We start from the raw sequence: 17309 nt of genomic DNA on the forward strand, positions 1-17309 counted from the left end.
CGCCGCCGTCGGATTCGCCCGTTCACCCGGGGTGCTGCCCGGCAGGGTGCTCGTCTATCAGGATTCTCCGAGGGCGACGGGCTAGCCTGGTCGCGTGCATTCCTGGCTTCCCGCGCTGCTCGCGATTCTCGCGGCGCTGCTGATCGCCTCGGGCACGGTGCTTCGGCAGCGTGCCTCGCGGGCGTCGGGAGCCATCACCAGGGGATGGTGGGTCGGTGCGGGGATCGCGCTGTGTGGATTTGCGCTGCAGGCGTCGGCGCTCGGGCTGGGATCGATTCTGCTGGTGCAGCCCCTCGTGGTGCTCGCCGTGCTCTTCGCGCTCCCCTTTGAGGCGTGGGCCGATCGCCGCCATCCGGCGGCCAAGGAGTGGGCGTGGGGCGCGGTGCTCGTCGCCTGCGTCGTGACCTTCCTGCTGATCGCCCGGCCCGAGCCGTCGGCGCGGCGCCCGCACGATCTCGTGATGTGGGCGACGGTGGTGGCGGTGGCCGGCGTGATCCTGGCATGTGTGGCCGTCGCCGAACGCTCCAGCCCGCACTACAAGGCGCTGTTCTACGGACTGGCGTCGGGCACGCTGTTCGGTGTGTCGGCGCTGCTGGTCAAGACCGTGATCTATCAGATGACCCACCATTTCGCGCACACGTTCACCAAGCCGGAGGTCTACCTTCTCGCGTTCGTCGCGACCGCGGCGGTCATCGCGCAGCAGAAGGGTTTCGGTGCCGGCGACCTGCAGACGTCGTTCCCGGCGATGAATGTGATGGAGCCCGCGGTGGCGATGGCACTCGGCGTCATCCTGCTCGGGGAGAACCTCAAGGTGTCCGTACCGACGGCGATGTTCCTCGGCATCGTGCTCGCGCTGATGATCCGGTCGGTGATCGAACTGGCCAAGATGGCAGCGGTGCGCGGCCAGGGATCGCCGGTCACCGACGATGACTCCGCGACGACGGTCGCGCGGCTCAAGCGGATCGCCTGAACCGGTCAGGCGTTGACGGCCTCGATGGCCGGACTCAGCGCGGTCGCCCACTCGGTGGCGGCAGTCGCCGGCTTGATCCTCGACGAGTTGTCGTGGCGGAAGTGCTCACCGACCCTGGTGGCGCCGCGGATGGTGAACATCTCGGCGATGATCTCGCCGCCGCGGTTGAACGTCTCGCCGTAAATGGAATCGCCGAGCCCGAAGATCGCGAAACGCAGTCCGGTGAGATCGGGATCGGTGTCGGTGAGATCGTCGGCAAACGGTTCGGCCCCGGTGGGCAACTCACCTTCGCCGTAGGTCGAGCACACCAGGATCACGAAGTCCGCGGGATCGAGATCCTCCGCGGCGAATTCGCTCATGTCGTAGATCGACGGATCGTGGTCGACGGCCAGCACGTCGGCGATGGCGTCGGCGACGAGTTCACCGTTTCCGGTCTCGGTGCCGTAGAGGATGACGACGGACACGCTGGACTCCTTTGCTGCTGTTGATCTCACCGCTGTCGGTGGGCGAACCACCTGAGCGCGGTACGAGGCAAGGCTAGCCTAACTCACGCCTCGGCCGCCTCGAGGACGGTGTCCCGGCGAGAGGGGACCGTTTACAGATTTACTTGGATATCCTAGTATTTGACATGATTCGACGTCCAACCCCTGAAACAGGTGATCACCGGTGACCGCAGTTCCCGCTTCCGTTCCGTCCATTCCGCACTACCTCGACGGCGCGCGGGTGCCGGCCACCGATGGCCGGTTCGCCGATGTGTTCAATCCGAGCACCGGTGCCGTCGCGGCGACGGTCCCGCTGGCGAGCACTGCCGAAGTCGCTGACGCTGTGTCGACCGCGGTGCGCGCGCAACGGGAGTGGGCCGCATGGAATCCGCAGCGGCGGGCGCGCGTCCTGATGCGCTTCGTCGACCTGGTCAACCAGAATGCCGACGAGATCGCCACCACCCTCTCCCTCGAACACGGCAAGACCCACGCCGATGCCCTCGGCGACATCCAGCGCGGCATCGAGGTGATCGAATTCGCCATCGGCATACCGCATCTGATCAAGGGTGAGTTCACCGAGGGTGCCGGCTCCGGTATCGACGTGCACTCCATCAGGCAGCCACTCGGTGTGGTGGCCGGCATCACGCCGTTCAACTTCCCGGCGATGATCCCCCTGTGGAAGGCCGGTCCGGCATTGGCCTGCGGCAACGCCTTCATCCTCAAACCCAGCGAACGAGATCCGTCGGTGCCGGTCCGTCTCGCCGAATTGTTCACGCAGGCAGGGCTTCCCGACGGCGTGTTCCAGGTGGTGCACGGCGACAAGGAAGCCGTCGACGCCCTGCTCGCCCATCCCGACGTCAAGGCGCTCGGCTTTGTCGGAAGCTCCGACATCGCGCAGTACATCTACTCCACCGCGGCCGCCAACGGAAAGCGCTCACAGTGCTTCGGTGGCGCGAAGAACCACATGATCATCCTGCCCGACGCCGACCTCGATCAGGCCGCCGACGCGTTGATCGGTGCAGGGTACGGGAGCGCGGGCGAACGGTGCATGGCGATCAGCGTCGCCGTGCCGGTCGGCGAGCAGACGGCGGAACGCCTGCGTGCCAAGCTCATCGACAAGGTCAACGGTCTGCGGGTGGGCCACAGTCTCGATCCGAAGGCCGACTACGGCCCCCTGGTCACCGCCGCCGCCCTCGAACGCGTCAGGGGCTACATCGGCAAGGGCGTCGACGAGGGCGCCGAACTCGTCATCGATGGCCGTGAACGCGGCAGCGACGAACAGACCTACGGGGATGACGACCTGTCCAACGGCTTCTACGTCGGGCCCACCCTGTTCGATCACGTCACCAAGGACATGTCCATCTACACCGACGAGATTTTCGGCCCGGTCCTCTCGATCGTCCGCGCCCACGACTACGAGGAGGCGCTGGCGCTGGCGTCGGATCACCAGTACGGCAACGGCGTGGCGATCTTCACCCAGGACGGCGACGCCGCCCGCGACTTCACCGCCCGCGTCGACGTCGGCATGGTGGGTGTCAACGTGCCGATCCCGGTTCCGGTGGCCTACTACACCTTCGGCGGCTGGAAGCGGTCGGGCTTCGGTGACCTCAACCAGCACGGACCGAGTTCGATCCAGTTCTACACCAAGACCAAGACGGTCACCTCGCGGTGGCCGTCGGGCATCAAGGACGGCGCCGAGTTCGTGATTCCGACCATGGAATGAGGCGGGTATGACAACCTTCGCCGACACCCGCCTCGACTCCGACGAACGCGTCATCGTCGAGACCGCATCCGATTTCGCCGCCAAACGTCTTGCCCCTCACGCGCTTGCGTGGGATGCCGAGAATCACTTCCCGGTCGCCGAGTTGCGCGAGGCCGCGCAACTCGGCATGGGGGCCATCTACTGTTCCGAGGATGTCGGCGGTAGTGGCCTGCGCAGGCTGGACGGGGTGCGCATCTTCGAGCAGCTCGCCTACGCGGATCCGGCGGTAGCCGCGTTCCTCTCCATCCACAACATGTGCACCTGGATGGTCGACGCCTACGGCACCGACGAGCAACGCGCACAGTGGGTTCCGCGGTTGGCTGACATGACCACGGTGGCCAGCTACTGCCTCACCGAGCCCGGTGCCGGGTCGGATGCGGCGGCGCTGGCGACCCGGGCCGAGCGGGTCGGTGACGACTACGTCCTCACCGGGGTGAAGCAGTTCATCTCCGGGGCCGGCTCGTCGGATCTGTATGTGATCATGGCCCGCACCGGTGACTCCGGACCGAAGGGGATCTCCACCTTCCTCGTCGAAAAGGATTCTGCGGGGCTGAGTTTCGGTGCGCAGGAGCACAAGATGGGTTGGCATGCCCAGCCCACCGCGCAGGTGATCCTCGACGAGGTGCGGGTGCCCGCGGCCAACCTGCTCGGCGGCACGGAGGGTATCGGGTTCGGTATCGCGATGAACGGCCTCAACGGTGGGCGGCTCAACATCGCGGCGTCGTCGCTCGGTGGTGCGCAGGCGGCCTTCGACAAGGCCGCCGAGTACGTCGCGTCACGAAAGGCGTTCGGGTCCAACCTCATCGACGAACCCACCATCCGGTTCACGCTCGCCGACATGGCGACGGCGCTACAGACTTCACGGCTGATGCTGTGGCATGCGGCCGGAGCGCTCGATGCCGGGGCGTCGGACAAGGTGGAGCAGTGCGCGATGGCCAAACGCTACGTGACCGACGCATGCTTCACCGTCGCCGACCAGGCGTTGCAATTGCACGGCGGCTACGGATACCTCACGGAGTACGGAATCGAGAAAATCGTCCGGGATCTGCGCGTACACCGCATCCTGGAAGGGACCAACGAGATCATGCGGGTCGTGGTGGGACGTTCCATCGCCGCGCGGCACGGCAACTGAATTCCTCGAGCAATCGACAAGGTGGAGATTCGACAATGACGACGATCGCTTTCCTCGGACTCGGCAACATGGGTGGCCCGATGGCCGCCAACCTGGTCAAGGCCGGGCACACCGTGCACGGATTCGATCCGGTACCCGAGGCGGTGAAGGCCGCGCAGGCCGCGGGAGTGGACACCTTCCCGAGCGCTGTGGAGGCGGTGGCCGTGGCCGAGGTGATCGTCACCATGCTGCCCAACGGGGACGTGGTGAAACGCTGCTACGACGAGGTCCTGCCCGCGTCGGCCACGGGCGCGCTGTTCATCGACAGTTCGACGATCTCGGTGGCCGATGCGCGCGAGATCAACGCACGCGCAAGCGAACGCGGGTTCGCGCAACTCGATGCACCTGTCTCCGGCGGGGTGAAGGGAGCCACCGCGGGCACGCTGGCCTTCATGGTGGGTGGTACCGAAGAAGCCTTCCTGCACGCACGTTCGGCACTGGAACCCATGGCGGGCAAGATCATCCACTGCGGTGACAGCGGGGCCGGACAGGCCGCCAAGGTGTGCAACAACATGGTGCTGGCCGTGCAGCAGATCGCCGTCGGCGAGGCGTTCGTGCTCGCCGAGCGACTCGGCCTCTCCGATCAGGCGCTCTACGACGTCATCACCGGAGCCACCGGCAACTGCTGGGCCGTCGAAACCAACTGCCCGGTGCCCGGTCCGGTGCCGACCAGCCCGGCCAACAACGGGTTCCGGCCGGGATTCGCGGCAGCCTTGATGAACAAGGATCTCGGGCTCGCGCTCGACGCGATCGCCGACACCGGGTCGCGGGCCCCGCTGGGCACGCATGCGGCGCAGCTGTACAGCTCGTTTGCCGGACGCCACGGCGACCTCGATTTCAGCGCCATCATCGACGACCTGCGCTGACGTCCGGCATCACGATGCGTTGTGCGTCGGAATTCGACGCAAAGCGCATACGGATCCGCCGAGTCGGCGGTGCCTCAGAAGTCGCCCGCGGCGTGCCGCAACGAGTGGATGGCGTCGACGAGTCCGGTGATCTCGGCCTCACTCATGCCGACGTCGGCGAACACCTCACGGTTGAGGGTGGTGGTGGCGTCCTCGACGGTCGACCGGCCGAGTTCGGTGATCTCCACCAGGGTGGTCCGTCCGTCGGTGGGATGGGGGAGCCGGCGCACGAGGGCGGCCTCCTCGAGGCGACGGATGGCGTGCGTGACGCTGGTGACGTGCACCTGCAGCCGGTCGCTGGCCTTGGTGATCGGCAGCGCACCCGAGCGTGAAAAGGCCAGCAGTCGAAGCAGTTCGAATCGCGAGAAGGTGAGATCGTAGGGCCGCAGCGCGGATTCGACGCGGGCGAGGAGGATTTGGTGTGCGCGCATCACCGAGGTCACCGCGACCATGCCGTCGGCCACGGCGCCCCAGCCCGCGTCGGTCCAGTTGACCTTGGCCTCGGCGATGGGGTCGAAGCTCATGTTGCGGCCTGCCATGGGCTCAGCGTAGCCGACCGCACCAGCACCGCTGAGCGTGACGCCTGCGACGTCGCGAGATGGCAGTGGTGCTGCGCGATCAGTCGTTGGGCTTGTGCTGCAGCAGCATTCGGATCGCGCCGGTGATGGTGTCCACGAGACCGGTGGCGGTGTGCGTACCGAGTTCACCGCGCTGTTCGTCGGCGCGCAGCATGATCACCGACTCGACGAGGCGGAAGGGCAGGAGGCTGCGGGTGTCGGCGGGGTCGCCGAGCACCTCGGTGGCCATCGTCTCGTAGGCGTGGGCCAGTTCCTGACGGGCATCGCGGAACTCGCGATAGCGGTCGTCGCCCACCTCGGGCAGCAGATACAGCGCCCCGAGATTCCAGCGTGACTCGGCGAGCTGGGTGACGTCGAACCGGGCCAGATCCAGCAAGCGCTCCAGTGCGGGGCCATCGTCGGCCGACAACTCGCGCGCGCGTTCGAGCGACGCGGCGACGGTGGTGTCGAGGAGCGCGGCGAGGATGTCGTCCTTGTTCTTGAAGTAGTGATACATCGACGCCTGGCGGATACCGACCGCCTCGGCGATCATCCGCGTCGACGTGCCGGTGTAGCCGTGACGGGTGAACAATTCGGCTGCCGCGTCGAGGATCTCCTCGCGCCCGGTGGCGCCGCGGCGTCGTTGCTCGACGAGCCGGGGACGTCCCGGTCCCGGTCCGGCCGCTGCACCGCTCGCCGACCTACCTGCTGACATTGCGCGCTCTCTCCGATGTGCCCGCCACCGTGCAAGTGACAGATTCGCGACGCCGAGTGTAGTCCACCGGGAGAGTGCAACGAGGGCTCCGCGTAACACGGCCGTTGCACGAGTTTCCCTGTTTGCAACAAAACTGTCATGTGATAGAAAATACCGCGGGTTTATCTATCAACTGACAGTTACAACTGCTCGACGGGGAGCACTCACCGCAGCATTCACCTCAAAGGACGGAACCGATGACCTCCACCGCATCCACACCACCCGTATCGTCACCGGGCATGGAATCCGACGCCGACTCGCTGGCCGCGCTGGGTTACAAGCAGGAACTGCACCGCGGCATCGGCGGTTATGCCGCCTTCGCCTCCGGATTCTCCTTCGTCTCGATCCTGACCACCGTCTTCGCCCTGTTCGCACTGGGTTTCGGCCTCGGCGGACCGGCGTTCTTCTGGACCTGGCCGATCGTCTTCGTATGCCAGTTCTGCGTGTGCCTGGTGTTCGCCGAACTCTCCGGCAAGTTCCCGGTGGCCGGTGCGGTCTACCAGTGGTCGCGCCGCCTCGCCGGTGACGGTGTGGGCTGGTTCGCCGGCTGGTTCATGCTGGTCGGCTACATCGTCAGCGTCTCCGCCCTGGCGATCGCCATGCAGAGCGTGCTGCCCGAGATCTGGTCGGGCTTCCAGATCGTCGGCGACGACACCAGCCTCACGTCGGTATCCGGTGCCACCAACGCGATCATCCTCGGCACGGTCACCATTGTGGCCTGCACCGTCATCAGCGCGGTCGGCGTGAGCTTCATGGGCAAGATCACCGTCACCGGTGTGACCATCGAGATCATCGGCGTGATCGCGCTGGTGGTCGCCATGTTCGTCAAGGCGCAGCGGTCCCCGGCCGCGGCCATCGCCAACACCGGCGAGCACGGGAACGGTTTCGGTTATCTGCCCGCATTCCTGGCCTCGATGCTGATGGCGTGCTACGTGATGTACGGATTCGACAGTGCCGCAGAGCTGTCCGAGGAGACGCGGGACCCGCGACGGACCGCCCCGAAGGCGATCGTCAACGCGTTGCTGGTGTCGTTCGTCGGTGGTGGCCTGATGATCATCGGTGCGCTGATGGCGGCACCGTCGCTGGGTGCCCCGGAACTCTCCGCGCAGGGGATCTCGTGGGTGATCACCTCGCAGCTGAACACATGGCTCGGCAAGGCGCTGCTGATCATCGTCGCCGTCGCCATCTTCTCCGCCACCCTGGCGATCCAGGCCTCGGCGTCGCGCGTCATGTTCTCGATGGCCCGCGACAATCGGCTCCCGTTCGGATCGTTTCTGGCCAAGGTGAATCCGCGGACGGGCACACCCGTGATCACCGGTGCCGTGGTCTCCGCACTGGCCATCCTGGTGCTGCTGGTCAACCTGGGGCAGGCCGGTGTCTTCGCTGCGATCACCAGCGTGTCGGTGGTGATCGTCTACCTCGCGTACCTCATGGTCACCGTGCCCGCACTGCTCCACCGCCTGCGCGGCACCGACCTCAGCCACGGCAAGCCCATCTTCGGACTCGGCAAGTGGGGAATCCCGGTGAACCTGATCGCCGTGGTGATGGGTGCGGCGCTGATGGTCAACATCGCCTGGCCGCGAGCCGAGGTGTACGACCCGGACGGTGGCAACTGGGTGCTGCAGTACTTCGCCATCCTCTTCGTGATCGGCACCCTCGTCGTGGGATACGTCGCCTACCGCATGGTCAAGGGACTTCCGGGGGCGCCCGAACCCGAGGATGCGCTGGTTCGGCCTGCGTCGTAGCGCCCGAACCTCCCGACCGCCACTGCTCGATCACGTCAATCAAAGGAGGTCGACATGACCGTCTCTTCTGACCCCGCCATCGCTTCTGACTCCCTCACCACCGGGTCCACCGCCGGTGCCCGTGCACACGCACGGTCGCAGGCGGGCACCATCACCGATTCGATGCCGGTGGTGCCCGCGTCGGCGTGGCCCGATCCGCCGGCCGGCGTGGCCGCCGCCGACCTCACCTGGGCCGAAACCGTTCCGGGTGGCCGCTACACCAGCAAGGTGCTCGCCCGAGGTACCCGAATCCGGTTGCGCGACATCACCGGTTCTGCCTGCGCCCATCTGCTGCTCTGGCGCGCCGACGCGCCGTGGGAACGACTCAACGTCGCCGACACCGTCAAGGTGCCCTGGCAGGCGTACCTGGGGACCGGGCATCCGCTGCTCAGCGATCAGGGCCGGGTGCTGGCCACCATCGTTGCCGACGAATCGGCCCATCACGATGCCCTGTGCGGCACCAGTACGCTGGCCGGCAACACCGCGAAATACGGCGACGGGCACCTCCATTCGTCCAGTCCGGCGGGCCGGGAGATGTTCCTGCTCGCGGCCGCCAAACATGGTCTCACCGCAACCGATGTGGCGCCCTCGCTGTCGTTCTTCCACGGTGTGGTGGTGGAAGCCGACGGCACGCTGGCCTCCAAAGGGTCTGCCGGGCTGGACAAGTCGGTTGATCTCATCCTGCACCTACCGTGCGTGGTCGCGGTGGTGAACACGGCCCATCCGCTCGACCCGTCACCCACCTTCGACACCGGTCCGCTGGAACTGCTCGCATGGAAGGCGCCCGCGGATCTCACCGACCTGCTCGACACCGTCGACTCAACAGAGCCCGAATACCAACGCGCCGTGGCCAATTCCGAAGACGTATGGCACGCGGCGAATTTCTGAGGACCAGCACCATGACAACCACCACACGGACAACCACCACACGGACAACCACCACACGGACAACCACCACAAGTCCCTATTCCGAACTGCCCGCCGCCGAACTGGCCCTGGTGAACGGCGCCGTCGTTCTCGACACCGAGATCGGCGACCGCGCACCATGGTCGGGCGTGGTCGCCCGCGGTGACGTGCTCACCATCGTCGACCTGTACGGAAACCAGGCCGTCGACACGCTGTTCTTCGGAGCGCACGACCACACCACCCGCTACTCGGCGCAGGCCACCATCGCCGCCCAGGGAAACATCTTCCTCACCACGGGATCGGTGATCCGCGACCAGGAATCGACGCCGATGATGACCATCGTCGCCGACGAGGTGGGCAACCACGACACCGTGGGCGGTGCCTGTTCGCAGGAGTCGAACACGCTGCGCTACGGCCATCACACCAAACATCAGCATGCGTGCGTCGAGAACTTCCTCATCGGCGGCGCACCCCACGGCCTCGGCAAGGCCGACATGGTGGGCAACGTGAACTTCTTCATGAACGTGCCGGTCGATCCCGACGGCTCGCTCGGAATCGTCGACGGACTGTCGGCGCCCGGGAAGCGACTCGCGTTGCGCGCCGACGCCGATACCCTGGTACTGATCTCGAACTGCCCGCAGATCAACAATCCCTGTAACGGGTTCGATCCCACGGCGGTCCGCGTGATCGTCACCCGACCGGACAGATGAGGAGACCAGACTGATGACACCGATCAGTGTGCTCCGCGCCGGACCGCTCACCACCGTGCAGGACTGGCCCGGGCGGCTCGGCTACTGGAAGGTGGGGGTGCCCCCGTCGGGTCCGATGGACGACCTCTCCTTCCGGTTGGCCAATTCCGCTGTGGGCAATCCGGATTCGGCGGCGGGACTCGAGGCCACCATGATCGGGCCGTCGCTGCGGTTCGCCGACGCGGCCGTGGTGGCCGTCACCGGTGCCACGGCCCCGGTGACCATCGCCGGAAGGCCGGTGGCACAGTGGGTTCCGCTCCGGGTCGAACCAGGTGAGGTGCTCGATGTGGGTGCGGTCGGTGGCGTCGGCATGCGCGTCTACATCGCCGTCGCCGGTGGACTCGACGGGGAGCGTTATCTCGGTTCTCGCGCGACCTTCACGATGGGCCGCTTCGGTGGCAAGGACGGACGTGTGCTGAGCGACGGCGACCTCCTCGACACCCTTGACCTGCCGTGCGGGCCGTCGGTGCGGGTGCTCACCGAGGAACACCCGGCGATGACCAACACCTGGCACATCGGGGTGACGGTGGGCCCGCACAGCGCACCGGAGTTCTTCACCGGCGACGACATCGACGACCTGATGTCCACCGCGTACGAGGTGCACTTCAATTCCGACCGCACCGGTGTCCGGCTCATCGGACCCAAGCCCCGATGGGCGCGGACCGACGGCGGGGAGGCCGGACTGCACCCGTCGAACATCCACGACAACGCCTACTCGGTGGGTGCCTTGGACTTCACCGGCGACATCCCGATCCTGCTGGGGCCCGACGGTCCGAGCCTCGGCGGTTTCGTGTGCCCGGTGACCGTGGTGTCGGCCGAACGCTGGAAACTGGGGCAGCTCAAGCCCGGCGACACCGTGCGGTTCGTCGCGGTGCGCGGTTCCGACGTCGCATCGGCACGTGGGTTCGGTCCCGGGCGGCGCGCAGGAATTGTCGAGGTGCTCTCCACCGGCGGCGACCCCGACAACGGAATCCTGGGGCGTACCGCCACCGCGGACGGCTCCACCGAGGTCACCTACCGCCGCAGCGGCGACGACAACATCCTCGTCGAGTACGGGGACATGCGCCTGGACCTGGCGTTGCGGGCGCGGGTGCACGCGCTGGCCGAACACATCTCGGCGCAGCGGCCCGTCGGTCTGATCGATCTGACCCCCGGCATCCGTTCGCTGCAGGTCAAGGCGGATCCCGACATGTGGTCGCAGCGGTCGATGCTCGACTGGCTGATCGAATGTGAGAGCCAGTTGCCGGCCGTGTCGGAGTTGGTGGTGCCCAGCCGGCGGGTGGAACTGCCACTGTCGTGGGACGATCCGGCCACCCGCGAGGCGATCGAACGGTACATGCTCGGCGTGCGGTCGGATGCACCGTGGTGCCCGTGGAACATCGAGTTCATCCGGCGGATGAACGGACTCGACTCGGTCGACGACGTCCACCGGATCGTGTTCGACGCCGACTACCTCGTGTTGGGTTTGGGTGATGTGTATCTCGGTGCGCCGGTGGCGGTTCCACTCGATCCGCGGCACCGGCTGGTGACCACGAAGTACAACCCGGCGCGCACCTGGACACCGGAGAACGCGGTGGGAATCGGGGGTGCCTACCTGTGCGTGTACGGAATGGAGGGCCCCGGCGGCTACCAGTTCGTCGGGCGCACCACCCAGGTGTGGAATCACCGTCACCCGCTGCCCGCACCCGGCTTCGATCCCGAGCATCCCTGGTTGCTGCGCTTCTTCGACCGCATCCACTGGTATCCGGTGAGTGCCGAGGAGTTGCTGGATCTGCGCGCCGATGTGGCTGCCGGACGCGGTGATTCGGTCCGCATCACCGACGGCAGCTTCTCGCTCGCCGAGCACGAACGGTTCCTCGCCGACAACGTCGACGACATCGCGGCCACCCGCGCGACGATGGAGATGGCCCGCGACGAGGAACGCGCGCGTTGGTCGGCAGGCGGCGAATTCGCGCGGCCGGCGGGCGGTCGGGACGACGAGGGGAGAGTGGCATGAGCCGGATCGCGGAGATCTACCGCCGGATCGATCTCGCCGACCGGCCGGAGGTGTTCATCACCCTGCGGCCGCAGGGCGACGTCGCCGTCGAGCACGCCGCGTCGGTGGCCGCTGGCGGAGCGCTGGCCGGAGTCGTCGTCGCGGTCAAGGACAACATCGACGTCGCCGGTCTGCCCACCACGGCGGCATGTCCCGGCTACGCCTACGTGCCCGAGGCGGACGCGCCATGTGTGGCGGCGTTGCGGTCGGCGGGTGCGGTGATCATCGGGAAGACAAACCTCGACCAGTTCGCCACCGGACTGGTCGGAACTCGCAGTCCCTATGGTGCGGTGCGTGATTCACGTCGTCCCGATCGGATATCGGGCGGCTCGAGTTCGGGGTCCGCGGTCGCGGTGGCGCTCGGTTTCGCCGACATCGCCATCGGCACCGACACCGCCGGGTCGGGTCGGGTGCCTGCGGGGCTGCAGGGCATTGTCGGGATCAAGCCCACCGTGGGCGCCGTCTCAACCGCGGGCGTGGTGCCCGCGTGCGCCGACTACGACACCGTGACCATCTTCGCATCGACTGTGGCGGAAGCGAATTCGGCTATGCGAGTGATGGCCGTCGCCGCCGGTCCGCGCCCCTTCGGTGCGTCGGCGCTGCTTGCGGCGCCGGAGCAGCCCACCATCGCGGTGCCGGCCGAACTGCCGGGACTCGACGACCGGTGGCGCGCGGCGTTCGCCGAGGCGGTGGGCGCGGCCGAGGCCGCGGGCATGAGGGTCAAGTCGATCGACCTGTCGGCGTTCCTGGCCGCCGCCAAACTGTTGTACGAAGATGCGCTGGTGGCGCAACGATTCGACGCCGTCGGCGATTTCATCGCCGGCACCGACCCGTCGGTCTCCGGGATCGATCCGGTGGTGAGGTCGATCATACTGGGCGCGAACAGGTTCGGGGCCGTCGACCTGTTGCGAGCGCATCGGAAACTGGCCGATCTGCGGGAGGAGGCGATGGCGCAACTCGGTGACGCGGATGCCCTGATGGTGCCTACCGCGCCGGCGCATCCGACTCTCGCCGAGGTTGCCGCCGACCCGGTCGGCGTGAACAGCATGATGGGGACCTACACCAATTTCTGCAATCTGTTCGACCTGTGCGCGTTGGCGATCCCGGCCGGTGAGGTGGTGGAGAATGATGGCAGCACAGCGCAATTCGGTGTCACGCTGTTGGCTGGACAGCACGAGGATGCGGTGCTTGTCGACCTTGCGGACAGGTTGGCCGGACAGGACGAGGCGGCGGGGGAGGCGGAGTTCTCGCGGTCGCGGTCCGCGTGGCCGGAGTCCGTCGCCGAGTCGGTGGAGCTCGCGGTGTTCGGCGCCCACATGCGGGGCGGTCCGCTCACCCACGAGCTGAGCGGTCGGGGCGCGCGATGGTCGGGCGAGATCATCACGGCGCCGTCGTACCGTCTGGTCGCGCTGGCCACCACACCTGCCAAGCCCGGGCTGATTCGCGACCCGGTGGCGGGACGATCGATTCGCGGTGAGATCTGGCGGCTGTCGCCGACCGCGCTGGGCGAGTTCCTGGCGGCCCTACCTGCGCCGATGTCTCTCGGCCAGATCGAACTCGACGACGGCCGCTGGATCGTCGGATTCGGATGTGCCGCAGACGCCGCGGAGGCCGGTGAGCAGGTGGATCGGGATCGGTGGTGAACTGGGTCGGTCGACCTATTTGACCTGCGGATATACAGATTCTCCGAAACGGCGGCGGATGTCGGGTTTGCGATGGTTAACTGTTGCGGCTTCAGTCAGCAGGCACAGGGGAGAAACACATGGCGCAGCCGTCGCACAGCGGAGTCCGTCGGGCCGAAAAGCAGAGTCGACGCAGGAAACGACGGGCGGGCCGCGCGGCCGCTGGCGTGGTGGCACTCTCGGCCGTGGCTGCGGTGGGGTTGGGGCAGTCGATGGGGGAGGGCCAGGCGCAAGCGCTGACCGGCATCAGCCCAGCCACGTTGTTGGGGCAACTGGTAGGCGGCATCGCGAATAGCGATGCGACACAGCAATTGTCTGGCCAGTACCGTCTCGACTTGTGTGGCAGCGGGGAGACGCACGGAGGCGCGAATTGCGCTGACTCCACCGGGACGGGGCTTGCCATTGTGCTTCCTGTGCAAATCGAGACTGTCCCGAAGTCGGTGTATGACCCGCTGAAACAAGTCCTACATCTTCCGGAAGCACCGATCGCAGAGGGAAGCGCCACGGTGATCGGGAGTGGCTTCCAATTCGGGCTGGCGTCGACGGGTGGCCAGGCCACCGCAGTTTCGTATCTCTCGTCTAGCTTCGCGACGGCCGGCGCGAGCGATGGACGCACGGCATTCGCGTTCGCAATCGTCGGAATGGCGAATGCGTGGAACACTGACGACATCGGTTTCACCCTAGGTGGCAACCAGCTGCCGGGAGTCAAGATCCCCGGCGTCAAGGCCGTCGGATGCTACGGCGGACTCACCGCGGCCTACGCGGAAGGTGTGGGCGCCTGCGCAAACGTGCTGGGCACCTTCGACTTCCGATATCAGGAACTCGACCAGAACAAGGAGCCGCTCTCCATCAAGCAGGTTCAGTTCGCGTTGACCGATCCCACCGCGGTCCTCAGCGACCCGTCTGGCGTATTCACGACGGTGATCACCGACTTGCTCAATGGTGAAACCCCCACCCTCAGCAAAGACTTCATCCGACTCTCCCTCGGAGGCGATGCGAAGGACGCCTACGGGCTGCCGGTAGTGGTGAGTGTGACCAGCGACTACGGCCCGCAGAGCGAGATGGTGGTCCACTGGCTCGGGTCCTCGCTGACGCTGAACCCGAACACCGTGGTGAACGGGGAGACCAAGGCCAACCATGTGGGTATCCCGGTGATCCACCTCGGGGATCTCGACACCGCCGAACTGGTTCCATCGGTGTCGATTCCGCAGATCGACTACCCGTTCGGTATTCCGTCGATCGGACCGTACGAGACCTCGAGCGTGACCGGCACCCAGGTCGCGGCGCCGGACGCGGCCCGCACGCTGATGGCGGAAACCACCGATCAACCCGGCGCGAGCGATCAGCCGACGGTTACAGAGAAGCCGACGATCACTGAGAAGCCGGCGACCACTGAGAAGCCCGCTGTCACAAGCCTTGTGGAGCCGACCCCCGGCACCGGGCCGTCCGACACCACCGAGGACTCGTCCAGCGGTGGCGGGTATGTGGGCAAGCACCGTTCCCCGGAGTCATACTTCGGAAAGCACCGCGCGCCGCAGGCGCCGACGGTCACCGGTTCGGAATCCGGCGGGGATTCGACCGACAAGGCTCCGACGGACAAGGGTTCGACCGGTAGCGACACCGGCACGAACACGAGTTCCGCCGACACGGGATCGGGTAACGCCGACTGACATCGCCGACCGCGGCGTCCGCGCCGGATCAGAAGGGCGGCGGCGTGGGGTCGTCGAAGGTGGGTTCGCGCCGAATCGGCCTGTTGGTGCGTCGTTTACGGTTCCGGCGGCGCTCGGCGCGACGGCGGGCGTGCTTCGCCGCGACCCGCGTGGTGAGTCCCGGTGGCGGGTCGACAACAGGTGATCGGGGCGGTCTGGGTGGGTCGCGGAATCGGTATCGGCGAAGTCCGGGAAAGAGATCTTCAAGGGTTTCGGCGGGTCCGGGCAGGATGAGGCCTTCGGGCGTGATGAATTCGACGACGAGACGGCCGTCGTCGTCTCGGTATTGATCGTCGACCCAGTCGGTGAAGGTCTTGTGGTTGTGGTCGAAACGGCATTTACTGTTGAGCCCGTCGGCCACGGTCGCGCCACCCTGGTCGGGATTGACATGGTCGTATTCGGCGACGTGATCGAGGTCGGCATCGAATGCCGAACGGGGACAGGCCGGGTCGACGCAGGTGCCGTCGCGCAGGCGGACGAACTCGTCGAGGGCGGTCGACGGCCGGTAGGGATTCGACGGTTGCCCTGCGGGGAGTTCGACGGTCTCGGGTGCCGTCCCGCGCGGCACGATCCGGCGCTGCTGCGCCTCGGGGCGGGCGGCGAGGTCGCGCACATGCTCGGGGGAGATGACGCCATGGCCGACGAGGTAGCCGGGGTTACCGGAATCACCACCGCTCGGCTCGTGTCCCGGCGGCGGGTCGGCCGGTCCGGCCGGGCCACTGTCCGGTCCGGTATCACCCTCGGGTCTGACATCACTGTCCGGTCCGGGCGGCGTGGAAGGTCCGGGGGTATCACCCGCGCAACCGCCGCCGACGGTGGCTTCGTCGGCGATGACGTGGATGACGACGGTGGTGGCGGGCGTCCGGCCGCGGCCGACGTCGGGACTGGGCGCGTCACATGCGTCGTCGCCGCAGTCGCAGCCGAATGCGGCGCCGGTGAGGAGCGTGAACATCGCATCGGAGAGGCGTTGCGGCAGGGTGCGTGAGTCGCGGGGGCAGACATGATCGGCAAGGGCGCGGACCGAGGCGGCGGCGACGGTGATGTGCTCGGCGGCCATGGTGGCCCCGATCTCGCCGGTGCCGTCGTCGCGGTTGTGGGTCCACACGCCCCGGTCGTCGAGGGCGCGTTGGCGGCGTTTGCGCACGCCGTCGGGGTCGTGGCGAAAAACGACGCGATCGGCCATGTCCCGGACGAGTTGTCGTGACCAGCCGCTGTGCCGACGGCGGAGGGTGGCCGCGATCTCGGTGTCGATCACGGCCTGGGCGGAGCGGCCATCGACGAGATCGGTGCGCGAGAGGATGACACGCACCCATTCCGGGGTGATCACCCCGTCGCGCAAGGTGTCGGCGACTCGCGGAAGCCGCTCGAACAGAGCCACCGCATCGTCGATCAGTCGTTCGGCAGCGCGTTGGGTGATGCCGCGGGTGCGGGAGAGGCGTTTGGCGAGGTCGGCGAATCCGTCCGCAAAGCCGTTGGCGCCCTTGCGGTGATCGACGAGGCGTGCGGCGAGGTCGGCCACCGACCGGTAGTCGCACCAGGTGAGGTACGCGTGGCCGCGGTCGAGTTCGCGCGTGCCGATCAACAGGTCGTTGACCGAGGCCGCGGCTGTGGCGGTGGGATCGATGCCGCCCAGGAACGCCGTGGCCAGCGCGGGCCACGGCGACGCCGTGTGCGGCAGCGGTTGGGGTACCACCGCGTCGACCATCCGCCATCACCGCCTTCCGTCGCACGGTCACCCGCGGACCTTCTCATCGAACCTGTGTTCGATGAGTGTGTGATCACGTTACCTCCGGCCACCGACAAAGACGTGCGCGCAGAAGCATCGGCTCCTCGTCGGCGTTGG

The 17309-nt window shown here is 67.1% G+C and carries 14 protein-coding genes; 10 read left to right on the plus strand and 4 right to left on the minus strand.

All coding sequences use genetic code 11. The features are described 5' to 3' along the window. Positions 1-94 precede the first annotated feature (94 nt). Positions 95-970: a DMT family transporter gene (locus ACWDSI_RS12800; protein ID WP_449746681.1), complete on the plus strand. Its 876-nt coding sequence runs from the start codon at positions 95-97 to the stop codon at positions 968-970. A gap of 5 nt (positions 971-975) precedes the next feature. Here the strand turns inward: ACWDSI_RS12800 and ACWDSI_RS12805 are convergent, their stop codons facing one another. Beyond that, complete coding sequence (locus ACWDSI_RS12805) at positions 976-1434, minus strand: flavodoxin domain-containing protein (protein ID WP_449746680.1); 459 nt, start codon at positions 1432-1434, stop codon at positions 976-978. A 202-nt stretch (positions 1435-1636) separates the two neighbouring features. Between ACWDSI_RS12805 and ACWDSI_RS12810 the strand changes: the two genes are divergently transcribed. From ACWDSI_RS12810 to mmsB, 3 genes are read left to right on the plus strand one after another with little or no spacing between them, the layout of a single operon-like run. After that, positions 1637-3175, plus strand: coding sequence for a CoA-acylating methylmalonate-semialdehyde dehydrogenase (locus tag ACWDSI_RS12810; protein ID WP_449756754.1), 1539 nt, complete (start codon positions 1637-1639; stop codon positions 3173-3175). Between the two features lie 7 nt (positions 3176-3182). Beyond that, the gene (locus ACWDSI_RS12815) at positions 3183-4346 is read left to right on the plus strand and encodes an acyl-CoA dehydrogenase family protein (protein WP_449756755.1); all 1164 of its coding nucleotides are present in this window, start codon (positions 3183-3185) and stop codon (positions 4344-4346) included. Between the two features lie 35 nt (positions 4347-4381). After that, the gene (mmsB, locus tag ACWDSI_RS12820; protein ID WP_449756756.1) at positions 4382-5251 is read left to right on the plus strand and encodes a 3-hydroxyisobutyrate dehydrogenase; all 870 of its coding nucleotides are present in this window, start codon (positions 4382-4384) and stop codon (positions 5249-5251) included. Between the two features lie 74 nt (positions 5252-5325). Here the strand turns inward: mmsB and ACWDSI_RS12825 are convergent, their stop codons facing one another. Both ACWDSI_RS12825 and ACWDSI_RS12830 read right to left on the minus strand, forming a co-directional pair. Next, a complete protein-coding gene (locus ACWDSI_RS12825) occupies positions 5326-5829 on the minus strand; it encodes a MarR family transcriptional regulator (protein ID WP_449746676.1) in 504 nt (167 codons plus the stop codon). A 79-nt stretch (positions 5830-5908) separates the two neighbouring features. After that, positions 5909-6562, minus strand: coding sequence for a TetR/AcrR family transcriptional regulator (locus tag ACWDSI_RS12830; protein WP_449746675.1), 654 nt, complete (start codon positions 6560-6562; stop codon positions 5909-5911). A gap of 236 nt (positions 6563-6798) precedes the next feature. Here ACWDSI_RS12830 and ACWDSI_RS12835 point away from each other — a divergent pair, with 236 nt between their 5' ends. The 6 genes from ACWDSI_RS12835 (at position 6799) to ACWDSI_RS12860 (ending at position 15427) form a co-directional block, all read left to right on the plus strand. Next, a complete protein-coding gene (locus ACWDSI_RS12835) occupies positions 6799-8346 on the plus strand; it encodes an amino acid permease (protein ID WP_449756757.1) in 1548 nt (515 codons plus the stop codon). 54 nt (positions 8347-8400) lie between these two features. Further along, a complete protein-coding gene (locus tag ACWDSI_RS12840) occupies positions 8401-9273 on the plus strand; it encodes an urea amidolyase associated protein UAAP1 (protein ID WP_449756758.1) in 873 nt (290 codons plus the stop codon). Between the two features lie 11 nt (positions 9274-9284). Beyond that, the gene (locus ACWDSI_RS12845; RefSeq protein ID WP_449756759.1) at positions 9285-10001 is read left to right on the plus strand and encodes an urea amidolyase associated protein UAAP2; all 717 of its coding nucleotides are present in this window, start codon (positions 9285-9287) and stop codon (positions 9999-10001) included. Between the two features lie 13 nt (positions 10002-10014). Next, positions 10015-12036: a 5-oxoprolinase/urea amidolyase family protein gene (locus ACWDSI_RS12850; RefSeq protein ID WP_449756760.1), complete on the plus strand. Its 2022-nt coding sequence runs from the start codon at positions 10015-10017 to the stop codon at positions 12034-12036. After that, positions 12033-13718, plus strand: coding sequence for an allophanate hydrolase (atzF, locus tag ACWDSI_RS12855; RefSeq protein ID WP_449756761.1), 1686 nt, complete (start codon positions 12033-12035; stop codon positions 13716-13718). The genes ACWDSI_RS12850 and atzF overlap by 4 nt, the downstream gene beginning before the upstream one ends. A 119-nt stretch (positions 13719-13837) precedes the next feature. Continuing rightward, positions 13838-15427, plus strand: a complete 1590-nt coding sequence (locus tag ACWDSI_RS12860) for a hypothetical protein (RefSeq protein ID WP_449756762.1) — start codon at positions 13838-13840, stop codon at positions 15425-15427. 28 nt (positions 15428-15455) lie between these two features. Here ACWDSI_RS12860 and ACWDSI_RS12865 read toward each other — a convergent pair whose 3' ends face one another. Further along, positions 15456-17171, minus strand: coding sequence for a DUF222 domain-containing protein (locus ACWDSI_RS12865; RefSeq protein ID WP_449756763.1), 1716 nt, complete (start codon positions 17169-17171; stop codon positions 15456-15458). Positions 17172-17309: the final 138 nt, after the last annotated feature.

It is taken from the genome of Gordonia sp. NPDC003429 (genome assembly GCF_053588575.1).

Coding starts and splice junctions, on each gene's coding strand:
- atzF (WP_449756761.1), top strand. CDS start 12,033: ATGAGCCGGATCGCGGAGATCTACCGCCGGATCGATCTCGCCGACCGG.
- ACWDSI_RS12840 (WP_449756758.1), top strand. CDS start 8,401: ATGACCGTCTCTTCTGACCCCGCCATCGCTTCTGACTCCCTCACCACC.
- ACWDSI_RS12830 (WP_449746675.1), bottom strand. CDS start 6,562: ATGTCAGCAGGTAGGTCGGCGAGCGGTGCAGCGGCCGGACCGGGACCG.
- ACWDSI_RS12845 (WP_449756759.1), top strand. CDS start 9,285: ATGACAACCACCACACGGACAACCACCACACGGACAACCACCACACGG.
- ACWDSI_RS12865 (WP_449756763.1), bottom strand. CDS start 17,171: ATGGTCGACGCGGTGGTACCCCAACCGCTGCCGCACACGGCGTCGCCG.
- ACWDSI_RS12860 (WP_449756762.1), top strand. CDS start 13,838: ATGGCGCAGCCGTCGCACAGCGGAGTCCGTCGGGCCGAAAAGCAGAGT.
- ACWDSI_RS12825 (WP_449746676.1), bottom strand. CDS start 5,829: ATGGCAGGCCGCAACATGAGCTTCGACCCCATCGCCGAGGCCAAGGTC.
- ACWDSI_RS12835 (WP_449756757.1), top strand. CDS start 6,799: ATGACCTCCACCGCATCCACACCACCCGTATCGTCACCGGGCATGGAA.
- ACWDSI_RS12850 (WP_449756760.1), top strand. CDS start 10,015: ATGACACCGATCAGTGTGCTCCGCGCCGGACCGCTCACCACCGTGCAG.
- ACWDSI_RS12815 (WP_449756755.1), top strand. CDS start 3,183: ATGACAACCTTCGCCGACACCCGCCTCGACTCCGACGAACGCGTCATC.
- mmsB (WP_449756756.1), top strand. CDS start 4,382: ATGACGACGATCGCTTTCCTCGGACTCGGCAACATGGGTGGCCCGATG.